The following is a 17,260-nucleotide window of genomic DNA, read 5'->3' as shown; positions in this document are numbered from 1 at the left end:
CAGATCACCAACAGAAAGGCGCAATCCACCGTGATCGTCCGATCCTTCAAGGACATCGAGGGCACCGAACGGCATGTGAAGTCCGCTTCGGGTACCTGGGAGAGCAAGCGCATCGTCCTGGCGAGGGAGCGGGTGGGCTTCTCACTGCACGAGACCACGCTCTACGCCGGCACGGAGACATCGATGTGGTACGCCCACCACATCGAGGCCGTGCTGTGCGTCGAGGGCGAGGCCGAGCTCACCAACGACGAAACCGGCGAGAAGCACTGGATCGTCCCCGGCACCATGTATCTGCTGGACGGGCATGAGAAGCACACCCTGCGTCCCAAGACCGATTTCCGCTGTGTCTGCGTCTTCAACCCGCCGATCACCGGACGGGAGGACCACGACGAGAACGGCGTATACCCCCTGATCACCGAGCCGGAGGAGGCCTGATCCAGATGACCACGGTCGCTGACCTGTACCCGACCCGCGGAAGCTCCGAGACGGTCACCCCACGCGTGGACCCGGTGGTGTGGTCCGATCCCGGGACCCCAGGGCCGCTGCGCCCTGCCGAGCTGGGCGGCTTCGAACGCGACGGCTTCCTGGCGATCGAGAAGCTGATCGCCCCGGACGAGGTCGCGGTCTACCGCGCCGAACTCGACCGGCTGATCGCCGACCCGAAGGTGCGGGCCGACGAGCGCTCGATCATCGAGCCCACGTCGCAGGACGTACGGTCGGTGTTCGAGGTGCACCGGATCAGCGAGGTCTTCGCGAGCCTGGTCCGCGACCCGCGTGTCGTGGGCCGGGCCCGCCAGATCCTCGGTTCGGATGTGTACGTCCACCAGAGCCGGATCAACGTCAAGCCGGGCTTCGGCGCCTCGGGCTTCTACTGGCACTCCGACTTCGAGACCTGGCACGCCGAGGACGGGCTGCCGAATATGCGCACGGTGTCGGTGTCCATCGCGCTGACCGAGAACCACGACACCAACGGCGGCCTGATGATCATGCCGGGCTCGCACCGCACCTTCCTCGGCTGCGCGGGGGCGACCCCGAAGGACAACTACAAGAAGTCGCTGCAGATGCAGGACGCGGGCACCCCGTCGGACGAGTCACTGACGAAGCTCGCCGACGCGCATGGGATCAGGCTGTTCACCGGCAAGGCCGGGTCGGCGACCTGGTTCGACTGCAACGCCATGCACGGGTCGGGCGACAACATCACCCCGTACCCGCGCAGCAATGTCTTCATCGTCTTCAACAGCGTGGAGAACGCGGCGGTCGAGCCCTTCGCAGCACCGGTCCGGCGGCCGGAGTTCATCGGAGCGCGGGACTTCACGCCCGTGCGCTGACCCCGGGCGGGGGCCCGAGACGCCTGCGCCGGGCCCCCGCGGCGGAGCCGCTACGCCCCCGCCACCACGTCCGCGACCACCTCCAGCAGCCGGTCCACATCGGCCTCGGTGTTGTAGAGGTGGAACGAGGCACGCAGATTTCCGGCGCGCGCCGCGACCGAGACACCCGCCTCCGCAAGGCGAGCCGCAGCGTGGCCGAGCCCCGGCACGGACACGATCGCCGACCCGGGCGCGGCAGCGCATCCGTGCCCCAGCGCGGTGAGCCCGGCCCGGAAGCGGTCGGCGAGGGCGCGGTCGTGGGCGCCGATGGCCGCGGTGCCCAGTTCCTCGACGAGCGCGAGGGAGCGCGCGGCGCCCACGTACGACAGGAGGCTGGGGCTCTGGTCGAAGCGGCGGGCGGAGTGCGCCAGTTCCCCGACCGGTCCGTAGCAGCTGTCCCAGGGCTTCTCACCGGCCGCCCAGCCGGCGAAGACCGGGGTCAGCCCGCCGAAGTCCTCGGGCACGGTCAGGAAGGTGACGCCGCGCGGACACATGAGCCATTTGAAGCCGACGCATACGGTGTAGTCCACGTCGTCGGCGTTCAGCGGCAGCCAGCCGAGGCTCTGGCTGCTGTCGACCAGGAGCCGGGCGCCGTGCGCGCGGGCCGCCGCCCGGATGGCGTCGAGGTCGGCGATCCGGCCGTCCGCCGACTGCACGGCGCTGACGGCGACCAGGGCGGTGCCGGGGCGTACCGCGTCCGCCAGGGCCTCCAGCGGGACGGCACGCGACTTGACGTCGCGGCGCATGGTGAAGGGGTTCACCAGTGAGCTGAAGTCGCCCTCGGCGACGAGGACTTCGGCGCCGGGCGGCAGTGAGGCCGCCACCAGCCCCGCGTACACGGCGACCGAGGCGCCCGCCGCGACCCGCCGGGCCGGCACCCCGGTCAGCCGGGCGAAGGCGGCGCGCGCCTCCTCCACCGCTTCCCAGGCCAGGTCGGCGTCGGGCCCTCCGCCCGCGGCGGCGTCAAGGGCCTGCTTCATGGCGGCCACGGTCCGGGCGGGGATCAGACCTGTGGAGGAGGTGTTGAGATACGTCGTCTGCGGCGCGAATTCCGCGCCTCCCAGGGGCTCCATGTCCACCCACTATGAGAGGCGACCACCCCCGCGTCCATCGCCAACATCTGACGCGTACCCCCATGCAGTCCTTACTTGCCCCCGCTGACCTGCGACGCTTCCCATGCCTGGCGCAGCGCCTGGGTGAAGATCTCAGCCGGTTGGCCGCCAGAGACGCCGAAGCGGCGGTCGAGGACGAAGAAGGGCACGGCGCTGGCGCCCAGCGCGGCGGCCTCGCTCTCGTCGGCCCGTACGTCCTCGGCGTACGCGGTCTCGTCGTCGAGCACCGTACGGGCCTCGGCGGGGTCGAGCCCGGCCTCGGCGGCGGCGGAGAGCAGCGTCTCGGGGTCGAAGAGGGACCGCTCTTCGGCGAAGTTCGCGGCGTAGAGCCGGTCGAGCAGTTCGCTCTGGCGCCCGCGGGCCTTGGCGAGGTGCAGCAGCCGGTGGACGTCGAAGGTGTTGCCGTGGTCGCGGTCGGAGCGGTAGCCGAGCCCGGCGTCGGCGGCGGCCTCCGCGACCCGGGCCTCCATGGCCTGGGCCTGTTCGCGCGGGACGCGGTACTTGGTCGCGAGCATGTCGAGCACCGGCACGGTGTCGCCCTTGGGGTGGTCGGGGTCGAGCTCGAAGGAGCGGTGCACCACCTCGACCTGGTCGCGGTGGTCGAAGGCGGCCAGGCCCTGTTCGAAGCGGGCCTTTCCGATGTAGCACCAGGGACAGACGATGTCGGACCAGATCTCTACACGCATGGGGCTCGCTTTTTCCGATCAGTCGCAGGGTCAGGGAGTCAACCACGAGGCGCCCCGGTTCATTCCCCACGGGGATTGCGATCACCTGATTCGGGGTGATTGTCTCCCCGCATGGCCAACCTCATCCTCCGGCTCACCGAAGAAGAACACGAGGAGATCCGGCGCCGTGCGGCGGCCGTCGGCATGACGCTCCAGGCGTACGGGCGGGCTCAGCTCGCGCTGGACCGGGACGAGACGCGGGAGGCGTTCCTGGCCGCGTTCCGGGATTCGCTGCAGCGCTGGCGGGGCGAGTTCAAGGAGCTCAACGAGGAGCTTGCGGCGCGCCCGCGCAGCACGAGCAGGGAGATGGGGTTCGACCCGGCCACGCGCCTGAAGGACGCCTGTTGACCCGGTCGGCCCGGTCGCCCCATTCTCCAGGGCTTGCCATCGACTTCCCCGCCCTGCTCCAGGCGACCGCGGACATCCCCGGTTCGCCCGCGATAGACGACTACGGGGTGCCGCTGGCGGCCATCCACCGGCACGGCGCGAACATGCTGAATCAGGACGTGTACTGGGGCGCCCATCTCAAGGCGGCCGCCGTCCTCGACACGCTGCTGCGCCACCCCTGGCTCGAACACTCCCAGGCCGACGCCGCATGGGCCGCGACCCGGGCGGTGCTGACGATAAACGGCCTGTCCGTCGCCCAGGACGTCAAGGGCTCCGAGGTGCTGGCGCTGATGCGCGATATCGCGGGCCCGGGGGTTCCGCTGCGGCACATCGCCCGCGCCCTGCGCGCCTGGACGTCAGAGGGCGCGGCGGAGGCGGATGCGGAGGCAGGTACGGATGCGGATGGAACAGCGGACGGAGCGGGGAACGGGACGGCCGACGGCTGAGCCCGCTGCTCCCGTAAACACAAACACCGCGGGCGGGACCGACCGGTCCCGCCCGCGGTGTCGCGCCCAGGTGTCGTCAGGCCTCCCGGCGCCCGTTCACCCGGCGGGGCAGCCCCAGCGGGTTCTCGTCGCGCAGCTCCGGCGGCAGCAGCGCGGCCGGGGTGTCCTGGTAGGTGACCGGCCGCAGCCAGCGCTCGATGGCGGTGCCGCCGACCGAGGTGGAGGTGGAGGTGGTGGCCGGGTACGGGCCGCCGTGGTGCTGGGCCGGGGCGACGGCGACGCCGGTCGGCCAGCCGTTGACCAGGACGCGGCCGGCGAGCGGGGTGAGCTCGGCCAGCAGCTCGGAGGCCCGGCCCTCGCTGCCTTCGCCCTCGGCCTCGGAGAGGTGGACGGTGGCGGTGAGGTTGCCCGGCAGCCGTCCGAGCACGGCCGCGATGTCGGCGTCGCTCTCGTAGCGGGCGAGCACGGTCACCGGGCCGAAGCACTCCTCCAGCAGCACATCGTGCTGCCCCTCCTCGGCGAGCAGCCGCGCCGGGACGGTCAGGAAGCCGGCGCTGACCGTGTGCTCACCGCCGGAGCCGGGGGTGACCGGGGCGTCCACCTCGGGGAGCTCGGCCCGCTCCTTGACCCCGGCGACGAAGTTGTCGCGCATCCGGTGGTCCAGCAGCACACCGGCCTCGCTGTTGCTGACCGCGTCGGTGAGGGACTTGACCAGCCGGTCGCCCGCCTCGCCCGCCGGGGCCAGTACAAAGCCGGGCTTGGTGCAGAACTGGCCCATGCCCAGCGTCATCGATCCGCCCAGGCCCGCGCCGATCTGCTCGGCGCGCTCGGCTGCCGCGGCCTCGGTGATCACGACGGGGTTGAGGCTGCCCAGCTCGCCGTGGAAGGGGATCGGCACCGGCCGGGCCGCGGCGGCGTCGAACAGGGCTCGGCCGCCGCGGATCGAGCCGGTGAAGCCGGCGGCGGCGATCAGCGGGTGCTTGACCAGTTCGATGCCCGCCTGGAAGCCGTGCACCACCGAGACCACGTCCACGGGCAGCCCGGACTCCTCGGCGGCGCGGCGCAGCGCGGCCGCGGTCACCTCGGAGGTGGCGGGGTGGTCGGGGTGCGCCTTGACGACGACCGGGCAGCCCGCGGCGAGCGCGCTGGCGGTGTCGCCGCCGGGCACGGAGAAGGCGAGCGGGAAGTTGCTGGCGGCGTAGACGGCGACGACGCCGAGCGGCACCTTGTAACGGCGCAGATCGGGCCAGGGCGGGGTCTGGGTGGCGTCGGCGTGGTCGACGCGTACGTCGAGGAAGCCGCCCTCGTCCACGATGTCGGCGAAGGCCCGCAGCTGGTAGGTGGTGCGGGCGAGCTCGCCCGTGAGCCGGACGGGGCCCAGCGCGGTCTCGGCGTCGGCCGCCTCGACGATCTGGTCCTTCGCCTCGTCGAGGCGGTCGGCGGCGGTGCGCAGGAATGCGGCGCGCACCGTACGGTCGGCCAGGGAGCCGCGAGCCTCGTGGGCCGCACGCACCACGCGGTCGATCTCCTCGGCGGTGGCTTCGATCGCGACCTGCTCCCGCTGCTTCCCGGTTCGGGGGTCGACGCTCCACACTGGTGCTGACACCGCGGAATCCTCCTGCTGTGTTGCCGCTGCTTGCGTCCCGCACCTCGGCTGTTGTTCGATATGCTGAACGCTGTCCCTGATAGTGAACTCTGTCGGGACTCTATGGCTGGTCGAACAAAGGGGTCAAGGCGATGTCAACTGCCGAGACGGGTGGGGCCCAGGTCAAGTCGGCGGTCCGTACGGTCGAGCTGCTGGAATTCTTCGCCGGCCGACCAGGTATGCACAGCCTGGCCGCCGTCCAGGAAGCCGTGGGCTACCCCAAGTCCTCCCTCTACATGCTGCTGCGCACACTGGTGGAGCTCGGCTGGGTGGAGACCGACGCGACCGGCACCCGCTACGGCATCGGCGTACGCGCCCTGCTGGTCGGCACCTCGTACATCGACGGCGACGAGGTCGTGGCCGCCGCCCGGCCGACCCTGGACCGGCTCTCGGACGACACCACCGAGACCATCCACCTCGCCCGGCTCGACGGCACCAACGTGGTCTACCTCGCCACCCGCCAGTCCCAGCACTATCTGCGCCCCTTCACCCGCGTCGGCCGCCGGCTGCCCGCCCACTCCACCTCGCTGGGCAAGGCGCTGCTGGCCACCTACGCCGATGAGCAGGTGCGCAAGATGCTGCCGGAGACGCTTGGCGCGCTCACCGAGCACACCATCACCGACCGCGAGAAGCTCATCGAGGAGCTGCACCTCATCCGCGAGCAGGGGTACGCGGTGGACCGCGAGGAGAACACGCTGGGGCTGCGCTGCTTCGGCATCGCGATCCCCTACCGCACGCCCTCGCGGGACGCGATCAGTTGCTCGGTGCCGGTGGCCAGGCTCACCCCGGCCCATGAGCAGATGATCAAGGACGCGCTCTTCGACGCCCGCGACCGCCTCACCCTCGCGACCCGCCGCCTCTGAGCCCCCTGTACGGGGACGAGACGCCTCACCCGTGCGGCGGAGGCGGATCGTCGCACGGGAGGAAGCGTGGCCGGCGGCCCGCCGGAAGGCTGATGGGCATGAGAAAAGCCCTGCGCGCCATTGCCATCGCCGCCTGCCTCCCCTACATCGGCCTCAAGGCCGCCTGGATCGCGGGGAGTCACCTCGGCATCCCCGAGGGCAGTGAGCTGCGCGAGCCGGGCGAGCGGACCGCGATGATCGCCGTCAACGCCGTGTCGGTCGTCATGGACGCCGCCGTCGTCGTCCTCGCCCTGCTGCTCACCCGCCCCTGGGGCAGACGCGTCCCGGCCTGGCTGCCGGCGCTGCCCGTCTGGTGCGCCTGTGGCCTGCTCACGCCGATCATGACCGGCTTCCCGGCCCAACTGGCGGCCGGGGCGCTCGGGTTCACGAAGGCAGCCCAACAGGACGATGAGCACGGCGCGTTCCTGGCCGACTGGGTCTTCGGCGTCGTCTACGGCGGCTTCATCGTCCAAGGGCTGGCCCTGGGCGCCCTGTTCGTGCTGTACGCCCGCGACCGCTGGGGCGGGCTGTGGCGCGGCCGCCTCGCCGATCTGCCCGCCGACGGCCCCACCGGCCCGGCGCAGCGTCTGACCGCCGTGGTCGCCACCGTGCTCGTCCTGCCGCCCACCGTGGTGCATCTGCTGTGGGCCGGCGGCTCGGCCGCCGGGCTGAGCGAGGCCAGGGCCGCGGAGCGGGGCAGCGACTTCTACCTCGTCGAGGCCGTCTACGTGCTGTTCGCGCTCGCCACCGCCGCGGGCGTGCTCATGCTCGCCTTCCGCGCCGGGCGCCGGGTCCCGCTGAGCCTGCCGCTGGCCCTGGCCTGGGTCGGGTCGGGGGCGCTGGCCTGCTGGGGCGGCTGGCTCACCCTGGCCGGGCTGACCGCCGGGAAGGACGACGACAGGGCGCCCACTGGGCTGATGAACGTGACCTACTCTGTGCAGATGATCGTCGGGTTCCTCGTCCTGGTGGCCGGCGCCTACTTCTTCAGCGAGCGCGCCGCGGCGCGCCGGGAGGCATGACGCCCGTGGTGTGGTGGCGGCGGTGCGCCCGGGCCGCGCTGGGGCGGCGGGCCCGGCTGCGCTGGGTGCATCTGGTGCTCGGCGGGGCCCTGTTGATGCCGTACTTCCTGCTGACCGGTGTCGTCCTGGTGGCGCTCGTCCCGGGCGCCCGGCCCCTCGACTCGCTGGGGTGGCAGCTCGCCTCGTACGCCCTGGCCCTGCCGCCGGCCGTACTGACGGCGCTCTTCCCGCTCGTACGCCCCCTGGAGGCCACGGCCGCGCGCTCGCTGTGCGGGCTCACCGAGCCCGCCGAACTCGCGGCCGGGCCCGCCACGTCCTGGGACGCGCGCAGCCGCGCCGCCCTGTGGTACGGGCTGCACCTGGCGGTCGGCGGCCTGGTCAGCGCGGTCACCCTCGCGCTGCCGCCCGCCGCGGCGCTGCTGGTCGCGCTGCCGTTCACCGACAAGTCGTACGCCAGGAGCCTGGTCTGGCCGACCGCCTTCGACTCCGCCCGCGCGCTCGCCCCCGCCGCCGGGATCCTGCTGCTGGCGGCCGTGGCCGCGGTGGCCGCCGGCGCGGGGGCGCTGCTGGCCCGCTGTGCGCCCGCGCTGCTCGGGCCCACGCCCGCCGACCGGCTCGCCGCCGCCGAGGAGCGGGCCGCCCGCCTCGCCTCCCGCAACCGCCTCGCCCGCGAGCTGCACGACTCCGTCGGGCATGCCCTGAGCGCGGTGACCTTGCAGGCGAGCGCGGCGCGCAAAGTCCTCGACGCGGACCCGGAGTTCGCCCGGCAGGCGCTGGCGGCGATCGAGGAGACCACGCGCGACGCGGTGGGGGAACTCGACAGCGTGCTGGGCCTGCTGCGGGAGAACGAGAACGGGAACGGCGGCGACCGTACGGCGCCCACCCCCACCCTCGCCGACCTGGACGGGCTGCTGGCCCGGACCCGGGCGGCGGGCGTCACCGTCGTACTGTCCGCCCCCGGCCCGCTCGACCGGCTGCCGCCCGCCGTGTCCCGCGAGGCGTACCGCATCGTGCAGGAAGGGCTCAGCAACGCGCTGCGCCATGCGGGCCGGGTGCCGGTCAGGCTGCGGATCGCCGAATGCAGCACAAAAGACGGGGAGTTGGAGATCACGATGGAGAACCCGGTGGAGCGGGTGAGCGGGGCCGCCCGGCGGCAGCGCACCGGCGGCGGCCGTGGCCTGCGCGGGATCGCCGAGCGCACGGAACTGCTGCGCGGCAGCTGCGCCTGGGGCCCGACCGGGGACGGCTCTGAGGGCGACTCCGAGGACGGCTGGCGGCTGACGGTCCGGATCCCCCTGGGGACGCCCCGGTGAGCGCCCTCGTACCAGATGCCCCCGCAGCATCCACCCCGGCGCTGCCTCCCCTGCGTATCGTGCTCGCCGACGACGAGCGAATGGTGCGCACCGCGCTGCGCGCGATCCTGTCCAGCGAGCCGGACCTGGAGGTCGTCGGCGAGGCGGGCACCGGCGCCGAGGCCATCCCGCTGGTCCACGAACTCCGCCCGGACATCGTGCTGATGGACGTCCGGATGCCCGAGATCGACGGCATCCGCGCCACCGAGCGGATCCTTGCGACCGTGCCCGAACCGCCGCGCGTGATCGTCGTGACGACCTTCGAGAACGACAGCTATGTGTACGACGCGCTGCGCGCGGGAGCCAGCGGCTTCCTGCTCAAACGGGCCCGCGCGGACGAGTTGGTGCAGGCGGTACGGCTCGTGGCGCGCAGCGACTCACTCCTGTTCCCCGCCGCGGTGCGGGCGCTGGCCGCCGCGTATGCCACCGGGCGCGACGGCCGGGCGCGGGCGCTGCGCGACCGGCTCTCCGAGCGGGAGGCCGAAGTGCTGCGGCTGATGACCGCCGGGCTGTCCAACGCCGAGATCGCCGACCGGCTGACCGTCGCCCCGGCCACGGTCAAGACCCATGTGGCCACGGTGCTCGCCAAGCTCGGCGTACGGGACCGCACCCAGGCGGTCATCGCGGCATACGAGTGCGGTTTCGTCAAACCGGGCTGACACGCGGGCGCCCAAGTGATCTGCTGTGACGGATCAAGCGGAAGTGGAAGGTGAGACGCATGGAGTACGCCCGCCTGGGACAGTCCGGGATCAAGGTGTCGCGGATCTGCCTGGGGATGATGAGCTTCGGCGACCCCGAGCACCGCCCGTGGCAGTTGGACATCGACGCGTCACGGCCGATCGTGCGGCGGGCGGTCGAGAGCGGCGTGACGTTCTTCGACACCGCCGATATGTACTCCAACGGCAGAAGCGAGGAGGTCACGGGCGAGCTGCTGCGTGAGCTCTTCGCCAGCCGGGACGACTACGTGCTGGCCACCAAGGTCTATATGCCGATGGGCCCGGGCCCCAACGACCGCGGGCTGTCCCGGAAGCACATCATGGCGAGCATCGACGCCTCGCTGCGGCGTCTTGGCACCGACCATGTCGACCTCTACCAGATCCACCGGTGGGACCCCGAGACGCCCATCGAGGAGACCATGGAGGCGCTGCACGACGTCGTACGGGCTGGCAAGGCGCGCTATATCGGCGCGTCGTCCATGTTCGCCTGGCAGTTCGCCAAGGCCCAGTACACGGCAGCCGCGGCGGGCTGGACCCGGTTCATCTCGATGCAGAACCACTACAACCTGCTGTACCGGGAGGAGGAGCGGGAGATGAACCCGTTCTGCCTGGACCAGGGCGTCGGGGTGATCCCGTGGAGCCCGCTGGCACGCGGCCTGCTCACGGGGACCCGCGGCCGGGACGGCGCCGGGACCTCGGTCCGGGCGGGCGACGACACGCTGGTCGAGCGGTGGTACGCGGACGCCGAGTTCGACATCGTGGACGCCACCCGTGCCGTGGCCGAGGAGCGCGGGGTGAGCCCGGCGCAGATCGCGCTCGCCTGGCTGCTCGGCAGGGCCGCGGTGACCGCGCCGATCGTGGGGGCCACCAAGGTCGGTCATCTGGAGGACGCGGTCGCCGCGGTCGAGTTGCGGCTCGACGAGCAGGAAGTGGCCCGTCTGGAGGCGCCGTACCGCCCGCGCCCCATCATGGGTCACAGCTGACGGGACGGCTGATGGGACGCGAGCGGTCCGGTCGCGGGCTCAGGTGAGCAGCTGCTCGATCGGGTCGATCCCGAAGTAGAGGACGAACAGCGCCGCCGTCCCCCACAGCAGCCAGTGCACCTCGCGCGCCTTGCCCAGGACCGCCTTGATCAGCACATAGGCGATGAACCCGGCGCCGATCCCGTTGGTGATGGAGTAGGTGAACGGCATGACGACGATGGTGAGGAACGCCGGGATGGCGATGTCGTAGCGCTCCCACTCGATATGCCGCACCTGGCTCATCAGCAGGAATCCCACCGCGATCAGCGCCGGGGTGGCGGCCTGGGCGGGCACCATGGTCGCCAGCGGGGTCAGGAAGAGGGCGAGCCCGAACAGCGCGCCGGTGACCACGCTGGCGAAGCCGGTGCGCGCCCCCTCGCCGACCCCGGCCGCCGACTCGATATAGCTGGTGTTGGACGAGGCGGACGCCGCGCCGCCCGCGGCCGCCGCCACCCCGTCGATCAGCAGCACCCGGCCCAGGTTGGGCACGTTGCCGTCCTTGTCCAGCAGCCCGGCCTCGTTGCTCACGCCGACGACCGTGCCCATGGTGTCGAAGAAGTCGGACAGGATCAGGGTGAAGATCAGCAGGACGATGGTGACCACGCCGACCTGCTCGAACGCCCCGAACAGGCTGAAGGAGCCGATCAGGCCGAAGTCCGGGGTGTCGACGACCTTGTCCGGGAGGGAGGGCACGGTCAGCCCCCACGCCTGCGGCTTGATGTCGGCGATCTCATTGATGATCACCGCGACCACGGTCGAGGCGACGATGCTGATCAGGATCGCGCCCTTGACCTTGCGCACCATCAGGGCGATGGTCAGCAGCACCCCGAGGCAGAAGACCAGCACCGGCCAGCCGGTCAGCCGCCCGGTCGCGCCGAGCTGGACCGGAACCGAACCCTCCATGCCCGGGATGCGGGTGGCGAAGCCCGCGTCGATAAAGCCGATGAAGGCGATGAACAGGCCGATGCCCACGCTGATCGCCTGCTTCAGCGGCTGCGGGATCGCGTTCATCACCGCCTCGCGCAGCCCGGTGCCCACCAGCACACAGATGATCAGGCCCTCCAGGACCACCAGACCCATGGCGTCGGGCCAGCTCATCTGCGGGGCGATCTGGTACGCGACGACCGCGTTGAGCCCGAGGCCGGCGGCGAGCGCCAGCGGCAGATTGCCGCCGACGCCCATGAGGATCGTCATCACACAGGCGACCAGGGCGGTCGCGGTGACCAGCTGCGCGCCATCGAGATGAGCGTGGAACTTGTCCTCCGCCTTCCCCAGGATGATCGGGTTCAGCACGAGGATGTAGGCCATCGTGAAGAAGGTGGCGAACCCGCCCCGGACCTCCCGGCCGAGGGTCGAACCCCGCTCGGATATCCGGAAGAACCGGTCAAGTGGGCTGCCGGATGGGGCGGTTGGGGCCGGTGCCTTGTCGGTCACCTGTCTTGCCATGTCGTGGCGCTCCTTTAAGCGTGAATCAAACGCGTGCGGGGTGACTGGATTGTGCCCACTACGCGGACCGCTCAGGTTTTCGCCGTGTTACGAGATCAAGCCGTGCTCCGAGATCAACTGGCCGCGCGGCGCGGTGCGGTGGGCGCCGCGACGGGCGTCACTCCATCGTCGAGCCGATCTCCGAGCCGTCGGCCACGACCAGGAAGCTGGTGACGGGCAGCGAGCCGTCCTGCCGCCGGGCGCCGAGGGCCGTGACGGGGTCGGTGGTGACGAAGGGCGGGGTGGCCGCGCCTCCGGCGCTCCAGCCGCTGCCCCGCCCGGGGCTCCAGTTGTTGCCCTGGGAGACGGCCTCCGGGCCGGCGTCGGCGTTGGTGTCGCCGTTGGAGACGGAGAGGTTGCGCTCGAGCCGGGCGCGGGAGCCGGCGAAGGAGTAGCCGGCGGCCTGGTTGCCGTACGCCGTGGTGCGCCGGAGGCGGATCGCGCCGGTGTTGCCGTTGGCCGAGAAGCCGAACTGGGTGTTGTCCCAGGCGGCGGAGTTCCGTACGACGTGGGCGGGCGAGGGGGCCGGGGCGTCGCCGCCGAGTTGGAAGCCGCTGCCGTCGCCCCGGAAGTCGCGGATGCGCCAGCGGTTCTCGCCGTTTCCGAAGGCCCAGGTGTGCTCGATGGTGACCGGGCTGGCCCATCTCCACAGGTCCACGCCGTCGTCGCTGTTGTTGAACGCCCGGACTCCGGTGATCACATTGCCGCTGCCGGAGCCGTGGGTGACGGCTATGCCGTCCGCCTGCTTACCGCCGGTGGCGTCGTCGTGGTTGTCGTACGAGTCCAGATTGCGGATGACGTTGTTGTCGCTGCCCTTGCCGCGCAGCGTGAGCCCGGTGTCGCCGTTGCCGTGGGTGGAGAGGTTGTCGAAGACGGTGCGCGCACAGGAGGTGCAGACCAGGCCGCCGCCGGGGGCGTTGCGGAATTCCATGCCCGAGACGGTCCAGAAATCGGCGCGGAGCGAGAGCAGTGAGGAGCCGGTGGAGAGCCGCGAGCCGTCGACCCGAACCTGCTCGGCGCGGTACGGCCGCAACTCGACGCGGTCCCGGGCGGTGCCGTCGACGGAGCTGCTGAGCGTCCGGGCGGGGTAGTAGGTGCCGCCGCGCACCTCGATGACGGTGCCCGCCTTCGCGACCGAGAATGCCTTCTCCAGCGTGCGGTACGGGGATTCGAGCGAACCCGAGGCGCCGTCGTCACCCTGCGGGGACACATACACGGTCGACGCCACCGCGCTCGCGCCTTCGGGCGCCGCCGTCAGATAGACGCCCGCCACGGCCGATGCCACGATGACGGCGCTGCCCAGCGGCAGCGTACGGTCCTTCCGGCGGCGGTGGCGACCGCGCTTGCGCCTCAGCCCCATGGCAACTCCTGTTCTGCGTCGAGGGAACGGGCCGGGGGATCCTGGTCCGGCCCATTCCAAGCTGTAGTTGCCGCCAACCCCAGCTTAGGTTGCCGCGCACTCGCGAATTCTTAGATTACGAAATCGGGATGGTCGCACGAGAGGCTGGGGCAAACCTTGATCATTTCGTGGCCGGAGAAGCCTCCTCGCTGATCAAAGGCGGTCAGGCTGCATACAGAACCCCAGCTATAGTAGCTTCAGGCAACCACCTGTCCGATCGAGGCCCAGGAGGCCCGAGATGCAGCCGCGCAGCCCCAGCCGCACCGCCGAGCGGGTCGCCGTGCTCCGCGCGGCCCACCAGACGCTGGACCACGGCCGCCTGTTCCACGATCCGCTGGCCGTCCGCATGCTCGGAGCGGATGCCGACGACCTGCTCGGCAAGTTCGACGCGGCCCGCACCGCGCCCGGACGCCGGCGCTTCCGGCTGTTCATCGCCGCGCGCTCGCGCTTCGCCGAGGACCATCTGGCCGCCGCCGTCGCGCGCGGCGTACGCCAACTCGTGGTCCTGGGCGCCGGTCTGGACACCTTCGCCTACCGCAATCCGCACGAGGCCGCCGGTCTCGCGGTCTTCGAGGTGGACCACCCGGCCACCCAGGAGTGGAAGCGCGAGCGCCTGTCCGGCGCCGGCATCCCGCTGCCGCCGTCGCTGACCTTCGCACCGGTCGACTTCGAACGGGAGAGCCTGGGCGACGGCCTGGCGGCGGCCGGATTCGACCCGGCGCGACCGGCGTTCTTCAGCTGGCTGGGCGTGGTGCCGTATCTGACCCGCGAGGCGGTGTTCGGCACGCTCGGCCACCTCGCGGGCCTGCCCGGCGGCGCGGAGGCCGTCTTCGACTACAGCGAGCCGCCGAGCGCCATGACACCGCGCGTCCGCGCCGCCCACCGCGCCCGCGCGGAGCGCGTGGCCGCGCTCGGCGAGCCCTTCCTGAGCTACTTCGCGCCCGAGCAACTGGCGGCGGACCTGCGGGAGGCGGGCTTCGCGGCGGTGGAGGACCTGGACGCGATCCGGCTCCTGGCCCGTTACGCCGGCGAGCGCGCCAACGGGAGCGCCGGCCGAGCCCCGGCCGAGGGCGAACGCCGCTCGACGGCACACGTCCTCCGCGTCGCGACCACCGGTTAGGACCTGTCCGAGCACTCTTCCCGGGCCCCCGACGCCGGGCCGGCCCGCCCCGGCTGCCGCCGGACACCTCCCGCGGTGGCCGGAAGAGCCCCTGGCCGCGTGGCCGATCGCTCGGGCAGGGGCCGCCGGCACGCCGGCGGCCGAGGGGAGGCCGGGCGGGGCCAGGTATCGCCCGGCCTCCCCGCTTGGGGGGTGGCGGCTGTCAGAGGCGGCCCGCGCCAGCGCGTCCGTCGACGATGCCGGGCACCGCGCCCGGCGCGTCGACGCGGGTGCGCAGCGTCGGCGTCCAGCCCGCGTCATCGCCCAACTGTTCGTCGGGGACGCCCGCGTTGTGGGCGGCGAGGAGACCGGCGGGCTTGCCGCCCACGTAGTTGTTCTTCTCGGTGAGCGCCGTGCCCTTCCACTTCTTGATGACCTTGGCGGGGTCGACCGCACCGGGCAGGGTGAAGGCGTTGGCCTCGGCGTACAGCTGGGACTCGACCCCGACACCCCAGCTGTAGGAGTAGCCGTCGGCGGGCGCGATGTAGTGGTTGTTGTAGACGTCGACCTTGCCGAAGCGGACCCGCGGGGCGCGCTCGACGATGTTCTTGAAGACGTTGTGGTGGAGGGTGACGCGGAGCTTGCCGCGGTCGGTGGCGCCCGCGCTGTCGCTGTTGCCGATCATCAGCGTCTTGTCGTGGTCGGCGAAGAGGTTCCAGGAGGCGGTGACGAGGTCGGCGCCGCGCACCACGTCCAGTTCGCCGTCGTGCTGCTGGTAGAGCTGGCCGTAGTAGCGGGGCTGGGCGCTGTCGGGGCGGCGGCCGTCGGTGAAGGTGTTGTGGTCGACCCAGACATGGGTGGAGCCGTAGACGACGAGGTTGTCGTACTCGGAGTTCCAGGCGCCGTCCGCGCCGTCGGTCGGGTCCCAGGCGGGGAAGCAGTCGAAGGCGTCCTCGAAGGTGAGGTTGCGGACGATGACGTTGTCCGCGCCGGTGACCTGGAGGCTGGCGCCCAGCAGCCGGGCGTCGCGGCCGACGCCGACGATGGTGGTGTGGGAGGGGACGGCCAGCTTGACGCGCTTCGCCTGGAGCGCGGCGGAGGCGGCCCGGGCGTCCTCCTGGGGTCCTGACGGCTGGGCGTCGCCCCAGGTGGCCGGGTCGTACGCGGCGAGGTAGGCGTCCAGGCCGTAGCCGTCGGTGGCGTAGTCGGCGCAGCTCAGCGGCTTGCCCGCGGCGTCGGTGTTGGCGTCGATGGTGCCCTTGACGTAGATGGTGCGCGGGCTGCCGTCGGAGCCGTCGAGTGCCTTGGCGAGCTGGGCCCGGTTGGTGACGGTGAAGGTGTGGGCCTTGTCGGCCTTGGCGCCGCCGGTCGTACCGCCGTCGGCGGAGGCCCAGCCGTCGCCCGCCGGGAGGGTGCCGCGTACGGGCACGGAGGGGACTGCCGTGGCGGGGGCGGCGGCGAGTACGAGGGCGGCGCAGCAGAGCACCGAGGCGAGCGAGGCGACGCGGGCATGACATTTGGGAGTGCGCATGGTCCGGCTCCTTGCGAACGTGTGGAGGCGTGCGGGGCATACGGGCATACGGGGAAGGGACGGTGGCGGGGGCGCGGGGCCCGGGGCGCTACCAGGTGATCCAGCTGTCCGGGATCGCCTCGTCCAAGCGGCGTACGTCGGACGGGGCCAGCACGCCCTTGGCCCTGAGCTCGCGCGCCACGAGGCGGGCCACCTCGATCGCGCCGTGCGGCTGGAAGTGGGTGTTGTCCTGCTTGCCGTCCGGGTAGTTGGGCGACTCCCCCGGGTCGAGCCAGTTGAAGCAGCCCTTGGTGCCCTCGGGCCCGAGCCGCTGCCACAGGGCGATGCTCGACGCCTGTACGTCGATCAGCGGCACCCCTTCGGCCCGGGCCAGGGAGCGCACCGCGTCGGGGTAGGCGCCGTGCGTGCGCTGGGCGGTGCCCGCCGCGTCGAACTTACGGCGCTCGACGGAGGTCAGCAGCACCGGGCGGGCGCCCCGGTCGCGCGCCCCGCCCACGTACAGCCGCAGATACTGCGGATAGGTGGTGGCCGGATCGGTGCCCCGGGCCGGGTCGTCGGTCTTCTCGTCGTTGTGGCCGAACTGGATGAACAGGAAGTCGCCGGGCCGGATGGCGGTCAGGATCGCCGCGAGCCGCCCCTCGTCGTAGTAGCTCTTCGAACTGCGGCCGTTGACGGCGTGGTTGGCGACCCGCAGCCGGTCGGCGAGGAAGAAGGGCAGGGCCATCCCCCAGCCGGTCTCCGGGGCCGCCGAGGCGGCCTTCGTGGCGGCGGTGGAGTCGCCCGCGAGGTAGACGGTCACCTCGGCGCGGGGTCTGCCGCGCCCACCGGAGCGGTCCTGGGCGGTGCGGGCCTGGGCGGTGCCGGTCGCGGCGAGGGCGAGCGGGACGGCGGCGAGCGACGCCGCCGCGTGTCTGCGGGAGAGTGCCATGGCGTGCGAATGCCTTTCGTCCGGGTCACGGGTTCACGGATTCAGGGGGTGCACGGGAGTGGGGGGTGGGCGCGGGGCGGGCCCCCCGCTACGGCGGCCGCCCCGCCCCGCATAACGCCCCACAT

Annotated in this window: 17 protein-coding genes; 10 read left to right on the top strand and 7 right to left on the bottom strand. The window is 72.1% G+C overall.

Annotated elements, in window-relative coordinates; all coding sequences use genetic code 11:
• Positions 1–30 precede the first annotated feature (30 nt).
• Positions 31–435, top strand: coding sequence for an ectoine synthase (locus tag ACFV2X_RS13570; RefSeq protein ID WP_385615429.1), 405 nt, complete (start codon positions 31–33; stop codon positions 433–435).
• Between the two features lie 5 nt (positions 436–440).
• Positions 441–1,328: an ectoine hydroxylase gene (gene thpD, locus ACFV2X_RS13565; RefSeq protein WP_385615426.1), complete on the top strand. Its 888-nt coding sequence runs from the start codon at positions 441–443 to the stop codon at positions 1,326–1,328.
• A gap of 50 nt (positions 1,329–1,378) precedes the next feature.
• Here the strand turns inward: thpD and ACFV2X_RS13560 are convergent, their stop codons facing one another.
• On the bottom strand, positions 1,379–2,440 hold the full coding sequence (locus ACFV2X_RS13560) for an aminotransferase class V-fold PLP-dependent enzyme (protein WP_385615424.1): 1,062 nt from the start codon (positions 2,438–2,440) through the stop codon (positions 1,379–1,381).
• 71 nt (positions 2,441–2,511) lie between these two features.
• Positions 2,512–3,165: a DsbA family oxidoreductase gene (locus ACFV2X_RS13555; protein ID WP_385615421.1), complete on the bottom strand. Its 654-nt coding sequence runs from the start codon at positions 3,163–3,165 to the stop codon at positions 2,512–2,514.
• Between the two features lie 111 nt (positions 3,166–3,276).
• Between ACFV2X_RS13555 and ACFV2X_RS13550 the strand changes: the two genes are divergently transcribed.
• Complete coding sequence (locus ACFV2X_RS13550; protein ID WP_014180695.1) at positions 3,277–3,552, top strand: plasmid mobilization protein; 276 nt, start codon at positions 3,277–3,279, stop codon at positions 3,550–3,552.
• On the top strand, positions 3,549–4,037 hold the full coding sequence (locus tag ACFV2X_RS13545; protein ID WP_385615417.1) for a fic family toxin-antitoxin system, toxin component: 489 nt from the start codon (positions 3,549–3,551) through the stop codon (positions 4,035–4,037). The genes ACFV2X_RS13550 and ACFV2X_RS13545 overlap by 4 nt, the downstream gene beginning before the upstream one ends.
• A 76-nt stretch (positions 4,038–4,113) precedes the next feature.
• Here ACFV2X_RS13545 and ACFV2X_RS13540 read toward each other — a convergent pair whose 3' ends face one another.
• A complete protein-coding gene (locus ACFV2X_RS13540) occupies positions 4,114–5,643 on the bottom strand; it encodes an aldehyde dehydrogenase (NADP(+)) (RefSeq protein ID WP_385615414.1) in 1,530 nt (509 codons plus the stop codon).
• A 131-nt stretch (positions 5,644–5,774) separates the two neighbouring features.
• On the opposite strand from ACFV2X_RS13540, the gene ACFV2X_RS13535 reads away from it, so the two are divergent.
• The 5 genes from ACFV2X_RS13535 (at position 5,775) to ACFV2X_RS13515 (ending at position 10,654) form a co-directional block, all read left to right on the top strand.
• The gene (locus tag ACFV2X_RS13535) at positions 5,775–6,545 is read left to right on the top strand and encodes an IclR family transcriptional regulator (protein WP_385615412.1); all 771 of its coding nucleotides are present in this window, start codon (positions 5,775–5,777) and stop codon (positions 6,543–6,545) included.
• A 98-nt stretch (positions 6,546–6,643) separates the two neighbouring features.
• Complete coding sequence (locus tag ACFV2X_RS13530) at positions 6,644–7,603, top strand: hypothetical protein (protein WP_385615409.1); 960 nt, start codon at positions 6,644–6,646, stop codon at positions 7,601–7,603.
• The gene (locus ACFV2X_RS13525) at positions 7,600–8,916 is read left to right on the top strand and encodes a sensor histidine kinase (protein WP_385615407.1); all 1,317 of its coding nucleotides are present in this window, start codon (positions 7,600–7,602) and stop codon (positions 8,914–8,916) included. The genes ACFV2X_RS13530 and ACFV2X_RS13525 overlap by 4 nt, the downstream gene beginning before the upstream one ends.
• Complete coding sequence (locus tag ACFV2X_RS13520; protein ID WP_385615405.1) at positions 8,913–9,614, top strand: response regulator; 702 nt, start codon at positions 8,913–8,915, stop codon at positions 9,612–9,614. Before ACFV2X_RS13525 ends, ACFV2X_RS13520 begins: the two co-directional genes overlap by 4 nt.
• Positions 9,615–9,673: 59 nt before the next feature.
• Positions 9,674–10,654: an aldo/keto reductase gene (locus ACFV2X_RS13515; RefSeq protein ID WP_385615402.1), complete on the top strand. Its 981-nt coding sequence runs from the start codon at positions 9,674–9,676 to the stop codon at positions 10,652–10,654.
• A 39-nt stretch (positions 10,655–10,693) separates the two neighbouring features.
• Here the strand turns inward: ACFV2X_RS13515 and ACFV2X_RS13510 are convergent, their stop codons facing one another.
• Together ACFV2X_RS13510 and ACFV2X_RS13505 are read right to left on the bottom strand one after the other, a co-directional pair.
• Entirely contained in the window at positions 10,694–12,139 is a 1,446-nt protein-coding gene (locus ACFV2X_RS13510) for an NCS2 family permease (RefSeq protein ID WP_385615399.1), read from the bottom strand.
• A gap of 157 nt (positions 12,140–12,296) precedes the next feature.
• On the bottom strand, positions 12,297–13,538 hold the full coding sequence (locus ACFV2X_RS13505; protein WP_385615397.1) for a right-handed parallel beta-helix repeat-containing protein: 1,242 nt from the start codon (positions 13,536–13,538) through the stop codon (positions 12,297–12,299).
• Between the two features lie 277 nt (positions 13,539–13,815).
• Between ACFV2X_RS13505 and ACFV2X_RS13500 the strand changes: the two genes are divergently transcribed.
• The gene (locus ACFV2X_RS13500) at positions 13,816–14,697 is read left to right on the top strand and encodes a class I SAM-dependent methyltransferase (RefSeq protein ID WP_385615395.1); all 882 of its coding nucleotides are present in this window, start codon (positions 13,816–13,818) and stop codon (positions 14,695–14,697) included.
• A gap of 202 nt (positions 14,698–14,899) precedes the next feature.
• Here the strand turns inward: ACFV2X_RS13500 and ACFV2X_RS13495 are convergent, their stop codons facing one another.
• On the bottom strand, positions 14,900–16,207 hold the full coding sequence (locus tag ACFV2X_RS13495; RefSeq protein ID WP_385615392.1) for a polysaccharide lyase family 1 protein: 1,308 nt from the start codon (positions 16,205–16,207) through the stop codon (positions 14,900–14,902).
• Positions 16,208–16,295: 88 nt separating this feature from the next.
• Positions 16,296–17,135, bottom strand: coding sequence for a rhamnogalacturonan acetylesterase (locus tag ACFV2X_RS13490; RefSeq protein ID WP_385615389.1), 840 nt, complete (start codon positions 17,133–17,135; stop codon positions 16,296–16,298).
• Positions 17,136–17,260: the final 125 nt, after the last annotated feature.

It is taken from the genome of Streptomyces sp. NPDC059679 (assembly GCF_042734105.1).
Lineage (GTDB): Bacteria > Actinomycetota > Actinomycetes > Streptomycetales > Streptomycetaceae > Streptomyces.
This window is presented reverse-complemented; position numbering and strand designations above follow the sequence as displayed.